Source organism: Pseudomonas sp. LBUM1653 (assembly GCF_059716115.1).
The window spans coordinates 3,499,316-3,520,227 of the sequence record NZ_CP166803.1 but is presented as its reverse complement, the minus strand read 5'-3'; the positions used below and the strand labels follow the sequence as shown (position 1 = coordinate 3,520,227).

13 protein-coding genes and 1 pseudogene are annotated in these 20,912 nt (G+C 58.0%); 3 read left to right on the top strand and 11 right to left on the bottom strand.

Going from position 1 to position 20,912, the window contains the following annotated elements; translation table 11 throughout:
* Window positions 1-180 precede the first annotated feature (180 nt).
* Both ACA054_RS15860 and ACA054_RS15855 read right to left on the bottom strand, forming a co-directional pair.
* A complete protein-coding gene (locus ACA054_RS15860; protein ID WP_497690316.1) occupies window positions 181-1,209 on the bottom strand; it encodes a methyl-accepting chemotaxis protein in 1,029 nt (342 codons plus the stop codon).
* A gap of 225 nt (window positions 1,210-1,434) precedes the next feature.
* Window positions 1,435-1,746 (bottom strand): annotated as a pseudogene (locus ACA054_RS15855) (PAS domain-containing protein); the annotation flags it as partial.
* A gap of 1,149 nt (window positions 1,747-2,895) precedes the next feature.
* Between ACA054_RS15855 and ACA054_RS15850 the strand changes: the two are divergent.
* Window positions 2,896-4,200 carry an IS4 family transposase gene (locus ACA054_RS15850; RefSeq protein ID WP_497690236.1) on the top strand — a complete coding sequence of 435 codons (1,305 nt, stop codon included), beginning with the start codon at window positions 2,896-2,898 and terminating at the stop codon, window positions 4,198-4,200.
* Between the two features lie 483 nt (window positions 4,201-4,683).
* Here ACA054_RS15850 and ACA054_RS15845 read toward each other — a convergent pair whose 3' ends face one another.
* The gene (locus ACA054_RS15845; protein WP_497690219.1) at window positions 4,684-5,364 is read right to left on the bottom strand and encodes a Type 1 glutamine amidotransferase-like domain-containing protein; all 681 of its coding nucleotides are present in this window, start codon (window positions 5,362-5,364) and stop codon (window positions 4,684-4,686) included.
* A 304-nt stretch (window positions 5,365-5,668) separates the two neighbouring features.
* On the opposite strand from ACA054_RS15845, the gene ACA054_RS15840 reads away from it, so the two are divergent.
* Window positions 5,669-7,855, top strand: coding sequence for a methyl-accepting chemotaxis protein (locus ACA054_RS15840; protein ID WP_497690218.1), 2,187 nt, complete (start codon window positions 5,669-5,671; stop codon window positions 7,853-7,855).
* Between the two features lie 159 nt (window positions 7,856-8,014).
* Here the strand turns inward: ACA054_RS15840 and ACA054_RS15835 are convergent, their stop codons facing one another.
* The 6 genes from ACA054_RS15835 to ACA054_RS15810 form a co-directional block, all read right to left on the bottom strand.
* Window positions 8,015-8,803, bottom strand: a complete 789-nt coding sequence (locus ACA054_RS15835; RefSeq protein WP_497690217.1) for an SDR family oxidoreductase — start codon at window positions 8,801-8,803, stop codon at window positions 8,015-8,017.
* Window positions 8,804-8,849: 46 nt separating this feature from the next.
* Window positions 8,850-10,397, bottom strand: a complete 1,548-nt coding sequence (locus ACA054_RS15830; protein ID WP_497690216.1) for an amino acid ABC transporter permease/ATP-binding protein — start codon at window positions 10,395-10,397, stop codon at window positions 8,850-8,852.
* Window positions 10,398-10,461: 64 nt separating this feature from the next.
* Window positions 10,462-11,256, bottom strand: a complete 795-nt coding sequence (locus ACA054_RS15825) for an ABC transporter substrate-binding protein (protein ID WP_497690215.1) — start codon at window positions 11,254-11,256, stop codon at window positions 10,462-10,464.
* Window positions 11,257-11,301: 45 nt separating this feature from the next.
* Window positions 11,302-12,372, bottom strand: a complete 1,071-nt coding sequence (locus ACA054_RS15820) for an isopenicillin N synthase family dioxygenase (RefSeq protein ID WP_497690214.1) — start codon at window positions 12,370-12,372, stop codon at window positions 11,302-11,304.
* A 14-nt stretch (window positions 12,373-12,386) separates the two neighbouring features.
* Window positions 12,387-13,238 carry a sugar phosphate isomerase/epimerase family protein gene (locus tag ACA054_RS15815; RefSeq protein ID WP_497690213.1) on the bottom strand — a complete coding sequence of 284 codons (852 nt, stop codon included), beginning with the start codon at window positions 13,236-13,238 and terminating at the stop codon, window positions 12,387-12,389.
* Between the two features lie 252 nt (window positions 13,239-13,490).
* Complete coding sequence (locus ACA054_RS15810) at window positions 13,491-14,582, bottom strand: site-specific integrase (RefSeq protein WP_497690212.1); 1,092 nt, start codon at window positions 14,580-14,582, stop codon at window positions 13,491-13,493.
* 78 nt (window positions 14,583-14,660) lie between these two features.
* Between ACA054_RS15810 and ACA054_RS15805 the strand changes: the two genes are divergently transcribed.
* Complete coding sequence (locus tag ACA054_RS15805) at window positions 14,661-15,542, top strand: DNA-binding protein (protein ID WP_497690211.1); 882 nt, start codon at window positions 14,661-14,663, stop codon at window positions 15,540-15,542.
* A gap of 17 nt (window positions 15,543-15,559) precedes the next feature.
* On the opposite strand, the gene ACA054_RS15800 is transcribed toward ACA054_RS15805, so the two are convergent.
* Together ACA054_RS15800 and ACA054_RS15795 are read right to left on the bottom strand one after the other, a co-directional pair.
* On the bottom strand, window positions 15,560-17,032 hold the full coding sequence (locus ACA054_RS15800; RefSeq protein ID WP_497690210.1) for a sensor histidine kinase: 1,473 nt from the start codon (window positions 17,030-17,032) through the stop codon (window positions 15,560-15,562).
* Window positions 17,033-17,367: 335 nt separating this feature from the next.
* On the bottom strand, window positions 17,368-20,409 hold the full coding sequence (locus ACA054_RS15795) for an Ig-like domain-containing protein (protein ID WP_497690315.1): 3,042 nt from the start codon (window positions 20,407-20,409) through the stop codon (window positions 17,368-17,370).
* Between the last annotated feature and the right edge of the window lie 503 nt (window positions 20,410-20,912).

The following is a 20,912-nucleotide window of genomic DNA, read 5'->3' as shown; positions in this document are numbered from 1 at the left end:
TTTCGCAATCCTGTTCAGATTGAGAGGTGGACTGATGAACAACATTATTTACATCGTCGGGCTGATTGTGATCGTCGTGGTGGTCCTGTCGTTCCTTGGATTCGCGTAGCCGGAGTCAATCCTGTTTCGCAAGACCTGGCCCTAGCGACGGTCTGAGCCAGCCCGTCGCTGAGCTAAGGGTTATCGGTTAAAGCGCTCCGCCAGGCTGTGCAAATACTCGGCCATCTCTTCAAGGTCCTGGCTGATGGCGGCGCCTTGCTTGGCCTGTCCGGCACTGTGATCGCACAATTGAGCAATACGCGTGATCTGTTGATTGATATCTTCAGTCACGTGACTTTGCTCTTCCGACGCCGACGCCATCTGCTGGCTCATATCGGTGATCCGGCTGACGGCCTGGCTGATACCAATCAGGGCAGCCTGCACCGCCTCGACACGCTGCATGCTCTCGCGGGAAATCTGCTCACCCCGGGTCGCCGTTGAGACTGCGCGATCGGCACCCATGTGCAGGGAAGCAATGATGCCGTGTATCTGTTCGGTGGATGTGCGGGTGCGCTGGGCAAGGGATCGCACCTCGTCGGCAACCACGGCAAAACCGCGACCTTGCTCACCGGCCCGGGCCGCCTCGATCGCCGCATTGAGCGCCAGCAGGTTGGTCTGTTCGGCAATTGAAGTGATGACATCCACGACACTGCCGATCGATTGCATCTCGCTCGCCAACGCGTTGACCGCCTGGCCGATTTCGTTGACCGCCGCGTTCATGGCCTCCATGGCGCGCAGACTTTGCCGGGCCAACTCGCTGCCGTCCCGCGTCAACTGGTCAGCCTCGGAGGCGGCATGCGCTGTACTGATGACGTTTTGCGTCACTTGCTGGTTGGTTGCCGCCATTTGCGAGATGGCGGCGGCGGACTGATCCGTTTCGCTGCGCTGGCGATCAAGCGACTGCGCTTGCAATCCGGACAGTTCGGATGACTGCGCCGCCTTGGCCTTTACACTGACTCCTGCATCCACGAGCCGGCTCAAGGCGGTCTGCAAGCGGGCTTCCTCACTGAGCATGGCCATGTCCAGTTGACCCTGAGGACCATGATTGTCGCTATAGGTAAGTGCTACCAAGCGGTCGGTAAACGCTTTCGGATGCTCGTCCAGAGTGCGCTTTATGGCGCTGCGTTGTCGGGACACGATCAGGTACCAGGCAATACCCAGGCTCACCATCAGGACCCCCTGGGCCGCCGCTTTTGCCAGCCATTGATCAGCCAGCAGTGAAACCGCACCTGCCGCCAGTAATGGCCAACCCTGTTGCAGTGGCCGGAAAATCCGCGCACTCAGCGCAACGATCGGCTTGCCGGCCCGCATCCTTGCATAGAGCGCGGCTGCCCGACGGACCTGGTCGCGGCTGGGCACCGAACGAACCGACTCGTAGCCACTCATGCGGCCGTTTTCATAGATGGGCGTGACGTAGGCACTGACCCAATAGAAATCACCATTCTTCGCGCGATTTTTCACAATGCCCATCCAGGGCTTGCCTTGCTTGATGGTGTGCCACATATGCACGAATACCCCAGGCGGCATATCGGGGTGTCGAACCAGGTTATGAGTCTGACCGACCAGTTCGTCGTAGGTGAAACCGCTGATGGCAACAAAGGCGTCATTGCAGTAAGTGATTCGACTATCAAGATCGGTTGTGGAGATCAGACGTTGTTCGGCGGGAAACAATCTTTCATGGTCGGTTACGGGCAAATTCACACGCATAAAATGCGATCCCTATACGGATTATTATTATGGTCTTGAGCATGTAATTCAGAACAACACGCGACGTGTTCTACGCGCATTCAGTGATCGCCGACCCGCAATTGACGACACTTTCTTTTCATTTGATGACAACTGCAGACAAGCCCTGAGTTTTTTCGGGCTGCTCGATGGGATCACCACAATTCCACATCGGTGAGTTGGCTGCGCGGTCGCGTTGCAGTTGATCGCCAACTATCTGGTGGTGTGTGGATTCATTCTAGCCGGCTTCAATCCGCTGTATTTTTTTGTACTTGCTGGTGTTGCTATTTAGCTTGGGTGAATATCCGTTACTGCGGTAACGGCCACTGGCGGTTTCGCTCTTACAGCGAGTCACTTGGAAAAGCCCCAAGTAACCAAGGGCTCTTGCCCCTGACGTTCGGTGCCTCGCTAAGGCTCGGCATGCCCTCGCTCCGGTCCTGCTCCGTGGGCCCGCCGCGATGGGCCATCCTTGGCCCAGCGCGGCTAACCCGGCATCCATGCCGGTTTACCCACTGCGCAGAACCTCCACTCGGCCTCTCGATGGGGCAAGAAAATCAAAAGCCAAAGCAACGCGAGGCGGCCTGACAGCCGACCTGGTTTTGCAGCTGTACCTGACCCTCTGTGGGAGCGAGCCTGCTCGCGAAAAACGCCCAGACAACGCGATCATCCAGACAGGGCGCGCAATCGTTGACGTCCATCGCGAGCAGGCTCGCTCCCACAGAGGGTCAGGTACAGCCGTAAAAGTCAGGTCGGCTGTCAGGCCGCCTCGCTTTGGCTTTAGATTTGGGCGCCCCGTTAAACCACGATGGCCGAACGCAGGCATTGCGCAGTGGGTAAACCGGCAGGACGCCGGTTTAGCCGCGCTGGGCCAGGGATGGCCCATCGCGGCGACCCACGGAGCAATGCCGGAGTGAGGGCATGCCGAGCCTAAGCGAGGCACCGAGTGGTGGGGCAAAGCCTTTTGGTTCCTTTTTGCTGGGCCGGCACTCCGGCGTTTGAAAAAGGGACTCGCCGTAAGGGCCACCCCTTTCAAGGTCTTTGTTAAAATCCTCCAAAAACTCCGGTCAGGAAGACGAGACGATGTGGGCAGAGGTTTTAGCGCGGTTCGAGAAAAAAACACCGGCCAGTGTCATGGCCAAATTGGTGTTGGAGCAGGCCATTCCAGCTGAGTGGGTCGATCAGGTGTTCGAAGAACACCGTCAACGGCAGTACCCGCGCGAGCTTTTGTTTTCGACCATCGTTGAGCTGATGTCCCTTGTTTCACTGGGGTTGCGCCCTTCGCTGCATGCCGCCGCACGGCAGATGGATGATCTGCCCGTCAGCTTGGCGGCGCTTTACGACAAGGTCAGCCGCACAGAGCCCGCGCTGCTGCGCGCCTTGGTGAGCGGCAGTGCGCAGCGCCTGACGCCGACGATTGAGGAGTTGGGCTGTTCTGCCATTTTGCCCGGCTGGCAACTGCGGGTCGTTGACGGTAACCACCTGCCTGCCAGTGAAAAACGTCTGGATGCTTTGCGCCGTGAACGAGGTGCCGCGCGGCCTGGTTTTTCGGTCGTGGTTTACGACCCTGATCTGGACCAGGTCGTCGACCTCCAGCCCTGTGAAGATGCTTATGCCAGTGAGCGTGTCGGTGTGCTGCCGTTGCTGGAAAACGCCCGTGCCGGCCAGTTGTGGATGGCCGATCGACTCTACTGCACGCTCCCGGTCATGGAGGCCTGTGAAGACGCCGGGGCTGCCTTCATTGTTCGTGAGCCGAGTAAACATCCGCGCCTGTTTCAGGAAGGCGACTGGCAGGAACCTGTCGCGGTCGCGACCGGAAGCGTGCGTGAGCAAATCATCGAAGTGAAAGGTGGACGTCAGTGGCGGCGTGTCGAGCTGAATCTGCAAAAAGCTACCGAATCAGGCGACACCACGTTGTTGTTCTGGAGCAACTTGCCCGAGACCATCAGCGCTGAGCAAATCGCCGATTTGTACCGTCGTCGCTGGAGTATCGAAGGGATGTTCCAGCGCCTGGAGTCGGTGCTGGACAGTGAACTCGGAACCTTGGGCAACCCCAAGGCGGCCCTGCTCGGGTTTGCTTCGGCGGTGTTGGCCTACAACGTGTTGTCAGTGCTTAAGCGCAGCGTTGAGCAGGCTCATCGCCAAACGCAGCCAGAGGGATGGGAGGCTTCGATCTTCCACCTGACCGTGCAAGTGCGTAGCGGTTATGAGGGCATGCAGATCGCGTTGCCTGCAGATTACTTATCACTTCAATCGAGCTCAGAAACTACGGCACAGCGCCTGTTGGCGCTGGCCAGGAATATCAAGCCCAAACAGGTCGCCAAAAGCACACGCGGGCCCAAGGTGCCCAAGCCCAAGGAGTGGCTTGAAGGTAAGGCAGTGCATGCCCATGTGTCGACGGATCGGGTGCTCAAGGCCGCAAAAGTCAAAAGACCTTGAAAGGGATGGCCGTAAGGGCGAAACCCTAAGTGGCCGTTACCGCAGCAATGGATATCCCCCCAATCCAGTTCTTATATACAACCTCAAGATTAAGTGAACAGCATTGCCCTGGTAACCGGGCTGTTGGTGATCAAGGATCAATATGACTTCGCATACAGTGCCAAGGATTTGGTGGACTGACCCGAAAATAAGCAGGCAGCTGCAACCTTGGGTTGAGCGAGTGGAATGCATCGAACTGTTACACCAAAGCTCGCTGATGGCTTTCTCAACTTTCTCGTCGTCGATGAAGGGGGCGAGTACGAATGTAAGTTTGTCCTTACGTTGAATGCTTGTTTGAAGTTGTCAAGTGTAGTAACTGTTTCGGTATTGTCCGACAGCTTTTTATGGCTCTTTCAAGCGTGCCTGCCTGCATAGTCTGCAGGATTTTTGGCAAGTCTTTAACAAAGCTAATCATCTCAACATTTAACGTGTTCCCATTCCGGATCACAATGACTTTACATGTGGAGACACCGCATTGACTTCGTAACCGCTACATAGCACGTCGTTATGAATCGTCTTATGGTATTGACCATCCTTAAAATGCAGTGCAATGCCGTCGTCTACCGCGTAGGCGGGGTGAATACCCTTATCGCAGATAAATTTAACAAAGGATGTCTCTCGTCCTGCTTCTGAATTGAAGTGAGGGCACAGCGCTCCGGGGAGTAAACCCATGCCGCTGATCAAGGCGAAAACTCCCCCTGAATCAGAGTGGCCATAGTCGAACCAGCAAATAGCTCCGGCACTGACCCCACACAAGACTTTGCCCTTTGCCCATGCCTCCTTCAAAAAACTGGTTACGCCAAATTCGCGCCAAATAGCCAACATCGCACGCGTATTGCCGCCAGCGACATAGATGATGTCAGCTTGGTCAATCAGCGAGGAAATATCTTCTGTACGTGGGGAAGGCGGTGTGAAAAATGTCAACTGGGTGACAGTGAAACCTGCGATTTCATATTTGCCAATGAATTCGATGATTTTAATTGGATCATCGCCATTGGCTGTAGGGATATAAAGAATCGTTGGGTTCACGCTATCTGTTAATGAGCATATATACTCATCAATTGGCGTCATGCACTTCATTTCTTCAGTGGGCTCGCCACCAATGACAACAAAATTTTTATTCATTTATATCACCACTCATCATGTTCCATAAGACGGGGTTATCATCCACGGTAGTTGAGGAGCTGTTAAGTAGGCTTGTTCCTAACTTTTCAGTTCGTTTTCCATTTATTGCGAGAGATGATTCCTACAAAATACTTGCCCGGTTCCACTTTTTTTGGCCGGAAAAGATAGGCGCTTGTCGAATGCACAAAATGGGGCGTTTCCCCTTGTCGTGGCGCAGGTCTAGCCGCGGTTTTGATCGCTGAGAGTCCTTTGGCTCAGCGCCATCCCGAGCTGGCTTGGTATTTGCTATCAAATTGCCACCTGAATGTCGCAGTGGATGAAGTGGATGTCGCTATCAAGTAATTTCATGCCGTTGTCCGCCAGCGAGAAACGCTGGCTACCCTGGTTCGGCAAAACTGGAAAAATCATGATGGGCTGGTCGTGCTGGCTCAATCAGTCGGCTTATCCGGTGATTGAACAAACCTTCGAAGCCATCGCTGAAACCCGGGCGCAGTTGCTGCAGAACTGGACGCGCGAGCAGTGGGAACACCTGGCGGAACTGGCGGAAAACCTGGGTCGTGATTTCGCCAACCTCGACAGCACTTCATTGATGGACAAGCTCAGCCAGGCAGAAGACTTTTCGGAGTTGTTTGTCGTTGACCCCAGCGGCAGTGTCATCGTTTCGACCTGGAGTCGCCGCGGCAACACCCGGCTCGAGCAAACCCGCGCTTTGGCAGAAGGACTGAAGGCGCCGTTTCTCCATGGCCCTTACAGCGATCCACTGACCTTGCAGATCGGCCCCTCATCTTCGCGCTTCTTTGATGAAGTCACGCTGATGTTCTATCAGCCCTTGCGGGTCGATGGAAAAATCCTGGGTTGCCTCTGCGGTCGCGTGCCCAACGATGTGTTGGGCGATCTCATCCAGCGTGAGGCCGGGCACATTTTTGCCGAGTCGGGCGACAACTATCTGTTCATGGCGCAATCGCGTTTTGATCCCGCCATCGAGCCCGGAACCGCATTGTCGCGCTCACGTTTCGAGGACGGCACGTTCACCCATGGTGAAAATCTGAAAAGTGGCGTACACACGCCCTGGAAGACCGTGCAGATCCAGCGCCATACCGAACTGGAGCTGCGCTTCACCGACCCGGCGACGCAACAACTGCACCCGGGCGTACGCGAGACCATTCGCGCCGGCTCCAACCTGTTCGTGACGTATCCCGGTTACTCGGACTACCGGCACATTCCAGTGGTGGGCAAGGGCGTTACCTTCCAGTTGCCAGGTTCACCGGACCGCTGGGGCATGATGTGTGAGGCCGATCTGGAGGAAGTCTACCGCCGGCGCTCGCTCAGCCATGGCTTGATGAAGCCTTACATCGCAACCATGAGCGGACTGTTTGCCTGCAACTACATGGTCCAGCATTACAGCGGCCTGGCCCAGGGCGTGATCGATACCGTCGAGGTTGTGAGCATGTTATGCGCCACGCTCCTGTTCAGCCGGCTCGGGCCCAAACGTCTCGCGGCAAGGTTGAACGAGATGACGGGTGTGATCAGGACCATCGCCGAAGGCGAGGGCAACCTGCGTCAGCGCCTGGACATCAAGCACATGGCCAACGATGAGACCGGCGACATGGGGCGCTGGATCAACAGTTTCATCGACCATCTGGACTCGGTGGTAGGGCAAGTGGTGAAGGCCAGCAGCAACGTCGGCACCACCAATCAAATGATGCTGGGCCGCAGCCAGGAGGCCAGTATCACTTCCACCGAGGTGGCCGAAGCGGTGCATGGCATGATGATTATCGTTGAAGACCAACTGGGCGAGATCCAGCAGGCCTCTGCCAGCGCGGAACAAATGAAGCAGGCGATGGATGAAGTGGTCACCCGTGCTCGCGAGCAATTTCTCGCCGTGCAGGAAGGAACGCAGTCCATTCGGGATGTGGTCGAGCGTTCTTCTTCGAGCGTGCAGTTGCTCGACAGCAGGATGACGCAGATCGGCAAGATCACCGGCCTGATCAGTGACATCACCAACCAGACCAATCTGCTGGCGCTCAATGCGGCCATCGAGGCCGCCCGTGCGGGTGAACATGGGCGAGGCTTTGCGGTGGTCGCCGACGAGGTACGCAGTCTCGCCTCACGCACATCACGCGCTGCCGACGACATTCGGCAGATGGTCGAGGGCTTGCAGAACGAAACGCAAAAGGCCGTCAGTTTCATGGAGGAGGGCGTCAAGGACGTCGATAACAGCCTGCGCCTGGCCGAAGATGCATCCTCGGAGAACGTGCAGTTGCATCAAGCGGTAGAAAGCATGTTCGCGATCATTCAGCAGCTCAACAAGCGCAGCCTCGACTGCGGCAAGACGATCAAGAAGGTCGATCACTGCTCCACGGAAATGCGCCAGACCGTAGTGGTGCTGCAAAACAGTGCCGAAACAGTCAGGCTCAATGCCAATAAACTGCAGAAGCTGGTGGGGCAGTTCGAGGTGAGTAGCAACATCGAGCGAGTGGCGGTCGCTTGAGGCCGTTCTATACCGCACTCAACCCCGAAGCGGTGCTTTCCTTCAGTTCAACCCTGATGGGATATTTGGCTGAGCATCGGAACAGGATGGTATCGGCGATACAAAGGAGGCGAATGGCGAAATCATCCATGCCATCCGCCCCAATCGTGCCTGCCGTATCTATTGGCTGGAGCGAATGGCCCCTCCATCAATCAACAGGTTCTGCCCGGTCAGGTAGCCCGCATGACGGCTGCAGACGAAGGCGCAAAGCGCACCGAACTCCTCGGGTGAGCCGAAGCGTTTCGCAGGAATTTCGCTACGGCATTCGCCGAGGAATGCCTCACTGTCTTGCCCCAACTCTTCGGCAGCGGCGACCAGGTTGTCACGCAGTCGATCGGTGTCGAATGAGCCAGGTTGCAGGTTGTTGATCGTCACATTACGGCTGGCAATGTTTTCTTGCCGGGCAAGCCCTGCGATAAACCCCGTCAGACCACTGCGGGCGCCATTGGACAGACCCAGGCTTTCGATAGGGGATTTCACCGCGCTCGACGTGATGTTGATAATGCGGCCGAATCCGCGTGTAGCCATACCGTCAACCGTTGCCTTGATCAACTCGATGGGGGTGAGCATGTTGGCATCCAGCGCCTTGAGCCAGGCGTCGCGGTTCCATTCGCGGAAATCCCCGGGAGGAGGGCCTCCCGCGTTGTTGATCAAGATATCGAAATGCTCATGGGCCGCGAGGGCTGCCGCACGACCCTCAGGCGTTGAAATGTCTCCGGCGACGGCGATGACAGTCACTTCAGGATTTATCGCTCTGAGCTGACGGGCTGTTTCATTCAGCGTCTGTTCGCCTCGGGCAGTGATCACCACGTTCACGCCTTCGCTGACGAGTGCCTGTGCGCAGGCTTTACCCAGACCTTTGCTGGCAGCGCACACCAGCGCCCAGCGTCCTGCTATTCCAAGATTCATGCGGGTTTTCCTGAAAGAAAGAAGCTCAAAGAAAGTGGTTGGCTATTCATGCATGATTTACCGTTGCAGACAGGTGTGGCGATCGGGCAGCGATCCCCATGAAGCGCCGCACTCTCTCTCCTTCGGCCTCGCACAGTATGGTTTCAGGTGCGGCATCGAGTTGAACATTGCCGTTCTCCATGAAGATCACCCGATCGGAGATCGACATGGCAAAGTCCATTTCGTGGGTCACGATCAGCATGGTCATGCCTTCCTTGGCCAAGTCGCGGATCACGTTGAGTACGTCGTTGACCAATTCCGGGTCGAGGGCCGAGGTCGGCTCGTCGAACAGCATGATCTGCGGTTCCATTGCCAGGGCGCGAGCGATCGCCACGCGCTGTTGCTGCCCGCCGGAGAGCTGGTGCGGGTACTTGTGGGCATGGGCCAGCAGGCCGACCTTGTCCAGTAGCGCATAAGCACGATGTTCACTCAGCTCGCCCGGCTGGCCGTGGTAACGCGGTGCCAGTGTGACGTTGTCGAGGATGGTGCGGTGCGGGAACAGGTTGAAGTTCTGGAACACCATGCCGATGTGCCGCACGCCTTTGCGCAGGCGGGCGCTGTTGGGTTTGTCCGACGCTTCGATGAATTTTTCGCCGAACAACAGAACGTCGCCCGCATCGATGGTTTCCAGGCCGTTGACCGTGCGGATCAGCGAAGTCTTGCCGGAGCCGGATGGCCCGATGATCGAGACCACCTGGCCGTAGTCGACATTCAGGTCGATACCCAGCAGCACTTTGTGCGTGCCGTAGCTCTTCTGGATGTTCTTCAGTTGCAGGATGGGTGTCGCGTTGTTGCCGGCTGCTTTGCGCGCACTGTCGGGCAAGGCTTCGGCGCAGGCCTTGAACTTGGCCACAGCGGCGTCATCGAGCGTGTGCGGCTTGCGAAAGTTCAGGTCCAGGTAGCGTTCCAGGCGCTGCAGGAAAAAGCCGAACACGGTAACGATCAACACGTAGTAGACGCCTACCGCCGCCAGGGTTTCCATGACCAGGAAGTTGGTGGCATAGAGGCGTTGGCCGACCGTGAGGATTTCGGTCAGGGAGATGACCGAGACCAGCGACGTCAGCTTGACCACCGTGATGTATTCATTGATCAAGGTCGGCAGCGAGATACGGAAAGCCTGGGGGATCACGATCAAGCGCTGCATGCCGAGCAGGCCGACACCCAGCGCGCGCCCGGCTTCCTTTTGGCCCTTTGCCACGGAGATCAGTCCACCCCGGTGGATTTCCGCCATGTACGCCGCTTCCGTGACCACCAGAGCGAGCAAGCCGGAATAGAAGGGGTTGGAGAGAATCGGGCCGCTACCGGGAAACAATTGCGGCAAGTTGTAGACGAAGACCACCAGCACCAACAACGGGATGCTGCGGAAGAACCAGATGTAGACCGCCGCAGGAATGCGCAGCAAAGGCGACTGGGAGAGCTTGGCCGTGGCCAGGACAAAGCCCAGCAGCATGCCGATGAACCAGGCCAGGGCGCTGAGCTGGACCACGGTGACGCAGGCATTCCAGAAGTCTGGCAGGGAGAACAGGGAGAAGAAATACGACCAATCGAATTGCATGGGGCACCTCGATCTGCCGCCCCCGTGCAGGGGAGGCAGATGACCAGACTACAAGGACAGGTTCTTAGTTTGCGGTCGGTTCTTCCAGGCCATATTTCTTTAGAATCGCGGCGTACTCACCGCTCTTTTTGATTTCCTCGAAGGCCTTTTGCACGGCCTGGAAGGTTTCGTCGTTACCTTTCTTGACGAAGATGCCCAGGGTTTGTTGATAAATCGGGTGCTCGGTGGTGATTACTACCCGGCCATTGGTCTTTTCCGCGATCATTTTTGCGGCGCCGGCGATTTCAACCTGGGCCTGGATGTTTTTGGACAACAGGGCTTGGGTCACTTCCGGCGCCGAGGGGTATTCGCTGACGGTGATGGCGCCTTTGTTGTTGGGCACGCAGTAGTCATCGGACAGCTTCCTGAATTCCTTGACCCAGGTAGTGCCCTGTTCCAGGCCCAGTTTCAACCCGCACAGATCTTCAGGCTTTTTCGCGTTGATCTCACTGCCCTTGGGCACCATGACCGAGGCACCGGTGTTGGCATAGGCGATGGTCTGGGCCTGTGTCTGGCGCTCCGGCGTGATGTACATGCCGGAAATGATCGCGTCGTACTTGCCGGAGTTCAAGCCAAGGATCAGGCTCGGGAACTTGGTGTCGACGAACTCCACCTTGGCGTTCATGTGCCTGGCCAGCGCCGTTGCCACTTCGGGGTCCGACCCCACAACGTTTTTGTCCTTGTCATAGGACTCGAAAGGCGGGTAGGTGATTTCCATGCCGACCTTGAACGTGTCTGTCGCGGCCATGCTCACCGAGGCACCGAGCATACCGGCTGCCAATACAGCCAGGCCCAACAGGTTTTTTTTATTGTTTTTCATTTTTACTGACTCCGGCGTAGGTAGGGGTGTAGCTGAAAACTTCAATCAGGACGGTTGAGCCTGATTTTTCAGATGTCCGAAACTGGCGGGCTTGCGTGCCTTGCCTGGCAGTTGAACGTCCCCATTGGCCACCCTCTGGCGCAGATACTGATAGGTCTGCAGGGCCTGGCCATACATGTGTTCGCCGATCGTGATTTCTTCGTAGTCGTTGCCTGCCTGGGCGAATCCGGGCAGCGGTTTGATCTGGGTGTGATAGTCGCAGGCATAAAACAACGGGAAGGAGTAACGCTCCTCCTTCACGCTGCGCACCCGATGCGCAGTGGCAACGAATGCGCCTGCGGTCATCACTTCCAGCATGTCGCCGATGTTGACCACAAAGGCATCGGCAATCGGTGGTGCATCAATCCATTGTCCAAGGTTGTTCATCACCTCAAGGCCTGGTTTGTCGGCCAGGAGGATGGTGAAGCACTCGTAATCAGTATGGGCGCCAAGACCCGGTGCGTCATGGGCGGCACCGTCGAAGGGGTAGTGGATCAGGCGCAGCTTGGACGGTGGACGGGTGACCAGGCTGTCGAAATAGTTTTCTTCCAGGCCCAGGGTCAGGGCAAAGCCGCCGAACAGGCGCCGGCCCAAGGCGAAGATCGCTTCATAGTAGGCCTGCACCGACGCCTTGAAACCTGCCAGCTGCGGCCAGTCGTTGGGCCCCAGCAACGGGGTGTTGGCCAGCACCAGCGGGTCATCGACCGGGACTTCGAAGCCGACGTCGAAGGCCTCCTTATGGTCCGGCTTGCCTTTGGAATAGACCTCTTCGCCCTCGGGTACAAAACCCTTGTGGGTTTGCGAGGTGCCGATGTAGTGCTGCATCTTGGCGTCCAGGGGCTGGTCGAAATAGTCCTTGGCAGCCTTGCGCAGGTTGGCGATCAGTTGCGGGTCGATACCGTGGTCGGTGATGTAGAGGAACCCGACTTCGCTGGCGGCACGCCCCAACTGTTCGGCCACGGCCAGGCGGTGTTCCAGTTCAAAGCTGAACAGGCCGGCGATGTTGACCACCGGGATGCTATTGAAGTTGGCTTTGAGTGTGTCAGTGCTGGCGCTGTTGTTTTTATTGTCAGGCATGACGCATCGGCTCCCTAAGGATGGCTTGAGTGGTGGAAACGCTCGAAGTGTTCGCGCTCGGTCTGGCCCATCCACACGTTCAATGACCACAGGTCGGCCACCGGGACATTGGTGAAGGGCAAATGATGCAGGTAACCGTCGGCGCCGAATTCCGGGGTCAGGGTGCTGACCTGGTAACCGCGGGCTTGCTGCGAGCGCCAGATGCTTTCCCAATGCTGCTGATGGAAAGCCAGCTCTTTTGCATATTCGGGTGCCGCCGGGTGAGGAACCTGCGGGCCCTGGTCATAGCCGACCCGGGCCTGGATATGGTGAACCCGCTCGATGAAGGCGCTTAGATCATCGGCCGGGTCATTCAACAGGCGCTCGCAGGTCACTACCCAATGGCTGATGTCACTGGTGAACAACAGGTCGGGCAGTTGCCGGATCAACTCCAGGGTTATCCAGGGGTTGAATAACGAACGCGAGCGGTGGGTTTCGAAGCTGCAGACCTGACCATGTTTGCGCGCCAGATCTAACGCCTGGCCAAAAAATTCCACTTGTTGTGGCAAGGACCAGCGGTCGTTGCCCGCCAGCACGTTGACGAAGCGTGGGCCGAGTTCGGCGGCCCAGGCAAGTTTTCGGTCCAGGTCATCAAGATGGACGGCAGGCGTCGCCGACTGCTCTGGAAGCACGTCGTACGCGGTGAATACCGTACTGATATAGCCCAGGCGATTGGCCTGGAGAAACGCGCCAAACTCAGCCCGTTCACCGGCGTCCAGAGGCAGGCGTGCTTCCATGCCATCAAAGCCCGCCCGCAGCAACTCATCGAGCGCCTGAGCCTTGCTGGCGGTGTAACCCCACAGCGTGCGGAAAATTTCCAGCTTCATCGGTGATCCTCGGCTAGTTCGCTGTGGAGCCGATGTTAGGCACAGGCGGCGGCGTGAAAGAATCGGAAAATTCAAATCAATACTTCAGACTTTCATCAACGAATAGCTCACTACTTATCATGTTCTCCAAGCGCTATTTTAGGAGCGGGTAGGCGTCTACGTTGGGTGTTAGCGAGAGGCGCCACTGTTACGACATCATTTTGAAGAGTCCCAAGCTACGCTGGGCGCTGATGCTCTGTTTTCGGCCCGCTATTACTCCTCGCCATCCCCGAGCAGTGACGTGGCTCGGCTGCTCAACAGTGAACCCGCCTGGAAGTAACCCATTACCGTGGTCACGCTACGGTGTTCGGTCATGGCCATCACTTCGCCGAGCGGTACCCCCTGGCGTCCGGCCTCGGTGACAAACCCCGAGCGCAGGCTGTGCGCCGCCCAATCGCCCTCAAGGTCCGCCAACTTGGCTCGGCGCTGAACAATGCGTGCCACTTGATCAGCCGACAAGCCTGCTGTCCCGACCTTGCCGCCTTTATACATGCGCCGAAACAACGGGCCCGACTCCGCCGGGGCAGCCTTCAGCCAAGCCGTCAGTGCTTGCGCCGCGGGGCCGCGCAGTGGCTTCTCACGGCGCACGCCGCCGGTGTCGGTCTTGGTCGCGCCCAGGGCGTAAAGCCAGGTGTCGGCATCCAGTTTGCGCACATCGCCCACTTGCAGGCCCACCACTTCCGAGCGGCGCCGGCCGCCACCGCTCCAGGCGAGCAGGAGCAGTGCGCGGTCGCGAACGCCGCGCGCGCCGTCGGTGCAGGTGGCGAGCAGCGCCTGCAACGGTTCCAGCACGATCGCGTTTTTCTTGCGCACCGAGATGCCCTGACGTGACTGGGCCTTGCGTGCCTCACGCAACAGGGTCTTCAACGCCGACGCTTCGGTCGGACTCTCCCAGCCATTGATCCGGTGCCATTTGCCCAGCACGGCCAGGCGGTGACTGACCGTGTTGTACGCCAGGGCTCCGGGTTCGCTTTTGATTCGCGCCTTTACCAGCGCCGCGTCGATGCTGGGCGGTAACAGATGCGTCCAGCCGCCATCGGCCAGGGGGCGTGCCAAATGATCAACGACAAACTGAATCGCCACCGTGGTCGGCAGTGGCGCGTCGCCCAAGGCCTGGCCGTAACGCAACTGCAACCAGGCCGACCAGTAGGTCAGGGCGCTGCGGTAGCTGCGCACGGTATTCGCCGCGGTGCCGGCAGCGAGAAAGGCCGCCGCCGCTTCCTGGGCGTTAATCGCCAAGGAATGCGGGTTTAGCGGGGTTTCGTCCACCAAAGATAATTGATCTGTAATATTTAATACGTTCAACGTATGATAATTCCATTATTCATAAAATAACGTCGGATAATCTTTCATTATCAGACCTAATATACCCGGAGGTGAGTCATGGCAGTAGGGGTGCCGGAAAACGATGTGTTTGCCGCTGCGGATGCGGTTTTGGCCCGTGGTGAGCGGCCAACAGTGGAGCGTGTGCGCCTGGAGCTCGGTCGGGGCAGTCCGGCACGGGTTGGCGGCCTGCTCGATCAATGGTGGTCGCGTCTGGCGGAGCGCCTGAACGGCGAAACACGCCTGCCGGCACTGCCGGGCGAGGTTTCGCAGGCTTTTGTCGCGGTGTGGCAGCAGGCCATCCATCTCGCACAGGGCGTCGCCGAGCAGACCTTGGCGCAACAACGTGAGGTGCTGGCTACCGAGCGCGAACGAATAGCGGCGGTCGAAGACCAGGCGCGTCAGGACGTGGCAAAGGGTCGCCAACAGGTAGCAGAAGCCGCGGCCGGCCGTCAGGCTGTCGAGTTGCGTTTAACTGATCTGGAATTGCTGTTATCCCAGCGCCAGATGCAGATCGAGGATTTGCAGCATCAGCGTGACGTCTTGATGCGCGAGCGCGCGGAGGCCCAGCAGCAAAATCTGTCGTTACAGGAAGATCTGCAAGCGCTGCGGCTCAAGGCCGAGCAGGAGCGCGTCGCGCAGGAGAGCTACGTTCGCGGAGTCGAAGATCGTGCGCACCGAGAGGTCGACCGCGCGCGGGAGGAGGGCAAGGCAATGTCGTCCCAGCTCAAAGAGGCCGGTCGGCACGTGGAGCAGTTGCAGCGGCGGCTGGAGTCGATCCAGATCGAACTCAGTCAAACCCAGCAACGTGCCGCGGCACAGCAGGCCCGTGCTGAAACGCTGGAGCAACAATTGACACAAGTGCGTCAGGTTCCAGCCGTCAAGCGTAAACCGCGCAGTCGCAAACCGACGGCGTCGAAGAGCGCCCCCTCAGAACATTAAACAATCGCAGGCGTTGACTAGCGCAACCCACTGGCTCTTCTTTCCACCACCCTGAAACTCAAACGCACTGATGTTCCCTGATCTTCGTGGTCCGTCAGGGTGGCTTCTCCACCAAAACTTTCCATGATCTGCTTCACCATGATCAGCCCTATACCCAGCTTGCCTTGCTTGGTGGTGTAGAAGGTCTTGAATGCCATCATTTCCTGTTGTCGTGACGTCCCTTGCGCGGTGTCGGCAATGATCAGATGCAGCCATTGATGGGTATCATCCACACTTGCCTGGATGGATAGCTTCCCGCCGCCCGGCATTGCCTCGATGGCATTGGCGATGACGCTATTGAGAATTTGCGACAGCAAAAGTGGATTGCTGATGACCCGAGCGGTGGGCTCATTGTTGAACTCGAGCTGGATTTTTGATTGAGCCAGTTGCGCGCTGAAGCCGGCCAACGTGGCCTGTACCACGATCATCGGTTCCACCATTTCCGCTTCTCCATGGATCGGTCGCAAGCACAGCAACAATTCATGTACCCACTGCGACATCCGATCCACTTGGCTGACAATATCGTCGATATTCTTCCTGGCCGGTTGGTCGTCCATTTCGTTTGCCAGTTCAGCGCTGGAGCGGATGCAGGCCAAGGGATTTCGCAGACTATGAGAGACCGCCGTGGACATCTCGACCAGGCCAACGTAGGTCTTGTTGGCGACGAGTTGGGCCTCCTGTGATGCCAGCTGAATCGATGCGCGTCGAACGATCCAATACAGCCCGACGTAAAGGAGCAGCCCACCCACTGCGGTGGACAACCAGATTATCCAATGGCCGCGGTTGAGGCGTTCGATCAGATCGGCCGGTTCCTTATAAATCTCCACCACCGCCAGAGTATTCCCCAGATCATCTACCAGAGGGATGTAGCTCTCGATGAAGAACATTTTGGGAGCGAGCAAAAATTGCTGTTCGGGCCGGCGTTCATCAGCATTGCTGTATTTGGTGGAAACCCGGTCTTTCGAGCTGAATGCCGCTTCAAGCGCCTCGTCGTTGAGAAATCGTTGTCCAATAAGCTGCGGATTTGTCGACCACATCACTGTCCGAAGAGGGGAGTAGATGCTGATCAGGAGTGAGTCCGGGAGGTGCGAAAGGTGGTCGAGGAACTCGGAGCGGGCACGGTGCCTGTTCTGCGCCATTTCTTGCGACAACATTCCATATTGGGTGGCTGCCAAAACGTCGCCCATCCGCATCCCGTCCAAACCGTGGTGGCGTATCTCACCCTTGGCGATGGTCTGGATAAATTGTGCTGATAACAGGGCGTCGCGCTCCAGGCTCTCGATGACCAGGAAACGGGTCGACACCGACCCCAACCCGACAGCTATCACGCTGATCAGGATGAAGCTGACGATCGAAAACCACCGCAGGAGGCTGGGCGATTTTGTCGGCGCAATTGGGTCGGCTACTCCCCTTGGAGGCAGAGGGCTGAAAGAAGATGAAGTTAGTTGCATGGGGAGCGTCCTATGCAGTTCCAGCTACTCGAACCACTCAATGAATCCTGGATGAATACCGAGCATTCTCTGTGCCAAGAATTCAGGACGTACATAACGTTATTCAGGCAATCAGTAATCGTACTGTTTAGGGCTTGAGACGGAGAAAAATAGAATTTTTCCGGCATTCGCCAGCGCGAAAGAACACGCATGCCTGGGGAAATACCGCCAACACTGGGGACAATACCCATGTGATGGGGAAGGCGATGGCGTCGTGGAGGTTTAGCAGATCCTGCATTGCGAAGGATGACCACCGTCGGGCTCGGGCCGGCGACGGTGGTCGTTACTGACATTTGTCAGCGGGTTGCTGGTTTCGAGACCGCCACGGAAACCGTCGCTGCTGGCGACTCCGCGCCCTTGGTATCTTTGGCTTGATAGGTAAAGGTCGCTGTGAATGGCGCGGCGACTGTGGTCGGTGGTGTATAGCTCACACGTAAGCCGTCAGTGCTGACCGTGCCCTTGCCGGAGTCCGGTTGCGCAAGACCTACTACTTTCAGCGGCACATGACCGTCCGGGTCGGTGTCGTTGGCCAACACGTTGATGGTCACCGGCTGGCCGTTGTTGCTGATGGCGCTGTCGGGTTTGGCGATCGGTTTTTTATTCTCGATTACATCTTCGCCATCTTTAGCGCCAGTGCGGAAGGTCGGCAGCGCCGCAGAGTTCACGTAGGTAACGCCGTCCCAGCCGGGCAGGGGTGTTGGCATCAACTGGAATTGGCCGGGCTTCTCGATGTCCCAGCGCAGCAACATTGATGTGTCCTCGTGCTGGGTGTTGTGGCAGTGCTCCATGTAGGTCCCGGCGAATTCGCGGAAGCGGATGGCTATTTCCACGTCCACCGAACTGTCGATGCCTTCACCGATGCGATAAACGTCCTTGCGCGCCCACTTTTCCCATTCCGGCGGTGCCTTGCCGTCGCGGTTGAGGACAATGCCTTCTTCGAAATGGACGTGCACCGGGTGGTGCCAGCCGTTGCCGCCGTTCCTGATTTTCCACACCTCCAGGGTGCTGTCGCCGCTGTAGCCAGCATCGGTCGGGCCGGTGGACAGTTGCGGAGCGGCGGTGAGCCGGCGCGGGTCCATGCTGTAGCCGAAGCCGCCGTCGGTCTTGATGGTCCACGGTTCTTCGTCGGTGCCGTCGGAACGGCCGAAAATGAACTCGCGATGCCGCGCCACTTTGATTTTGGCCATGTCGGTGGGGTTATCACGGTCGAGGGTCAGCGGGATCATGGTTTTACCGACCGGCTTGCCCGGTTTGGCGGGTTCATAGTCGGCCGGGTTCATGCTCACGTCCTGGCCGGAATAAGACTGCACGATCATTTGCATGAACTTGCCCACCACCGGGTCGCCGTTGTCCCATTCCAACCCTTTACTGCCCAGCTTGAGCACTGCCTTGTATTTTCCGGACAGTACATCGGCCAGGCTCAGCGGTGTATTTTCCGGCCCCTTGCCGTTCTGGTGCTCCATCAGGTTGACGAAGTACAGCTTGTCGCCAGTCTTGATTCCGTTTTTCGCGAAGTTGACGATGATGTCGAAACGCTCGGCGATGCCCTGGGTCGGCAGGATGGCGTTGTGGTCCTGTGTATCGCCGTCGCCATCGAGGTCCATGCTGCCGTCGAACGGCACGGCGTGTTGCATGAGGTTGCCGTCGTTGCCGATCAGGTGGAACGGTACGCGGGTATAAGACAGGCCGGAACCTGTCGGCCCTGGAAATTCGCCACCGGTGCCGGCGATTTCACGCACCAGCGCGATCCTGAAGTAGCGCGACACCGAGCCGTTGAGAATGCGGAAACGATAACTGCGCGCCCGCACTTTCAGGCGCGGCTGGTACTGCCAGTTGACCAGGATCTGATCGCCGAGGAAGCCATCGGTGTTGAACGGGTTGAACCAGAGTTGACCGTTCTTGTCCCAGGCCTTGTCGGCCACCATCAGGTTGACGTCGTAGTCGCGGTTGCCCCATGGCAGCGCCGAGCCGCTGGGCAGCCGCAGGTTGACGCCGTCCTGCAGCGCTTCGTTGCCACGGTCCAGGGCGCTGTAGTAGTTCATCATCACCGCGTTGCCCTTGTAGACGTTCTGTGCGGTGAAATCGAGCATGTGGTCGTGGAACCAGTGGGTGCTCATGGTTTCACGCCAGTCGCCACGGATCTTGATGCTGCCGTTGTTGCAGGTCTTCAGGCCCGGGTTGGCGTCGTTGACGAACAGCGTCTCGCCCGGTGCGCAAGGGAACGCCGCGCGCGGGTCTTCAGCCTTGGTGTTGATGGTGTCGTAGCCGGCCAGTTGCATCGGCCAGCGATAGTCGTAGTACTGCCCCGGAAAGAAAAACGCATTGGTATAGCCGTCGCTTTCGGCCGGGTTGTGACCGTTGTGTTCGTGGGTACTGAGGGTGTGCAGTCCGAAACCCATGTTGGCCGCCGGGTCGATCGGCAGGGCGTTATAGTGACGCATCAGCACCGGTTGGCCGTAACGCACCATCAGCAGTTTTGTCGGAAAGGTGCCGTCGAAGGTCCATAGCGCCTTGTGGTTCTGAATCGGCATGTTGGGATGAAAGCGGGTGTCGATGCCTTTGGTCGTGCCCGTCGTGGCCGGGATGTCCGAGGTCTGGTAGTAGAGCCCGCCAGGCCCGAACTCACCGACGGCGTAGTTGTGCAACTGTCGGCGGTCGCGCATGCCGCCGTTGAGTTTGGCGCCGGCTTGCACGGTCTTGAAGGCGACCTGCGGGTAGAACTCGTTCCAGCGTTGATGCGACCAACCCTTTCCTGGCGGACGACCCTCAGCCGGCGAACCTACCGGATGGCGGTTGAGGAAGGCTTCGATCTGCGATTTCCAAGGGTTGCGGTCCAGCACGTTGGAGTACTGAGACGGAAACGGGTAAAGCCCGGGCTGGCGCATAAAGGCTTCCAGTGCCGCCTTCGACGGGCCGCTGCGAGCGATGCTGTCCGGGTCCTGCTGTGGCGCCGGGCCGGCAAGGGGCACAGGGAATGTCAGCGGCGGTGGCGGAAGGGTCGGGTCGAGTTTTTCCGTGCCGAATTCTTCGAACAACAGCAATTGTTGGGTGTAGGGCTGGGCTCCGAACAACGGGCTGGGTTTGCCGTTGGTGGGGATTTTGAATGATGTCTGCAGACTTGGCGGCAGCACGTTGCCGGCGCGTGGGGTGTAGCGGTCGCCGTACACGCCGTTGGGCAGGGCAAGCGCGCCCTGGTTGGCCGACGGCATTGTTTTCATGGCTTCCAGCGCGGCCGCCGGGTCGGCCGGAGGATTGCTATACGCCGAAGGGTCCGTCGGTGACGGCTGACTGACATCGTCGAGCGGCACGGCATTGGCGGTGGTCAGGGTGAGGAGCATTGCACAGGGCAGGCTGGACCTGCGCAACAAGTCGATGGAATTGCATGGTGGTGTCTTGCGTTTCATTGTTCACCCCTCGCGTGATGCCCGCCGTCTCCAAGTCCGGGACGATAGTTGTGCGGGTAGCAGGGATGGAGCAACTAACGAGCCACTGCAGCAGGGCGAAATAAAAGTTCAAATTAATTAACAAGTTGTTCTGAGTGTTAAAAATGGCAGAAACGGTAGTGGGGGATATTCCTCATATTTGGTGGAAAATTCCCCGCTGAGTGGGTGTGGTTCCCCATTAATGGAGATGGTAGCGGCCCCGTTTCACCGACCGCTTTTTTGGTTGAACCTGCCTCCCACAAGCAGATATGGGTAAACTCGGCCTTATTGAGGCGGCGAACGGAATAAATTGAATCGCGCATCAGCCATTACCTGGCCGCGAGCCGTATTTTGGTAAATCTGAATAGAAGTTGCCCCGGGGTGGAGCGCCGGTCAGCCATCATTTTGCGACCGGCCGG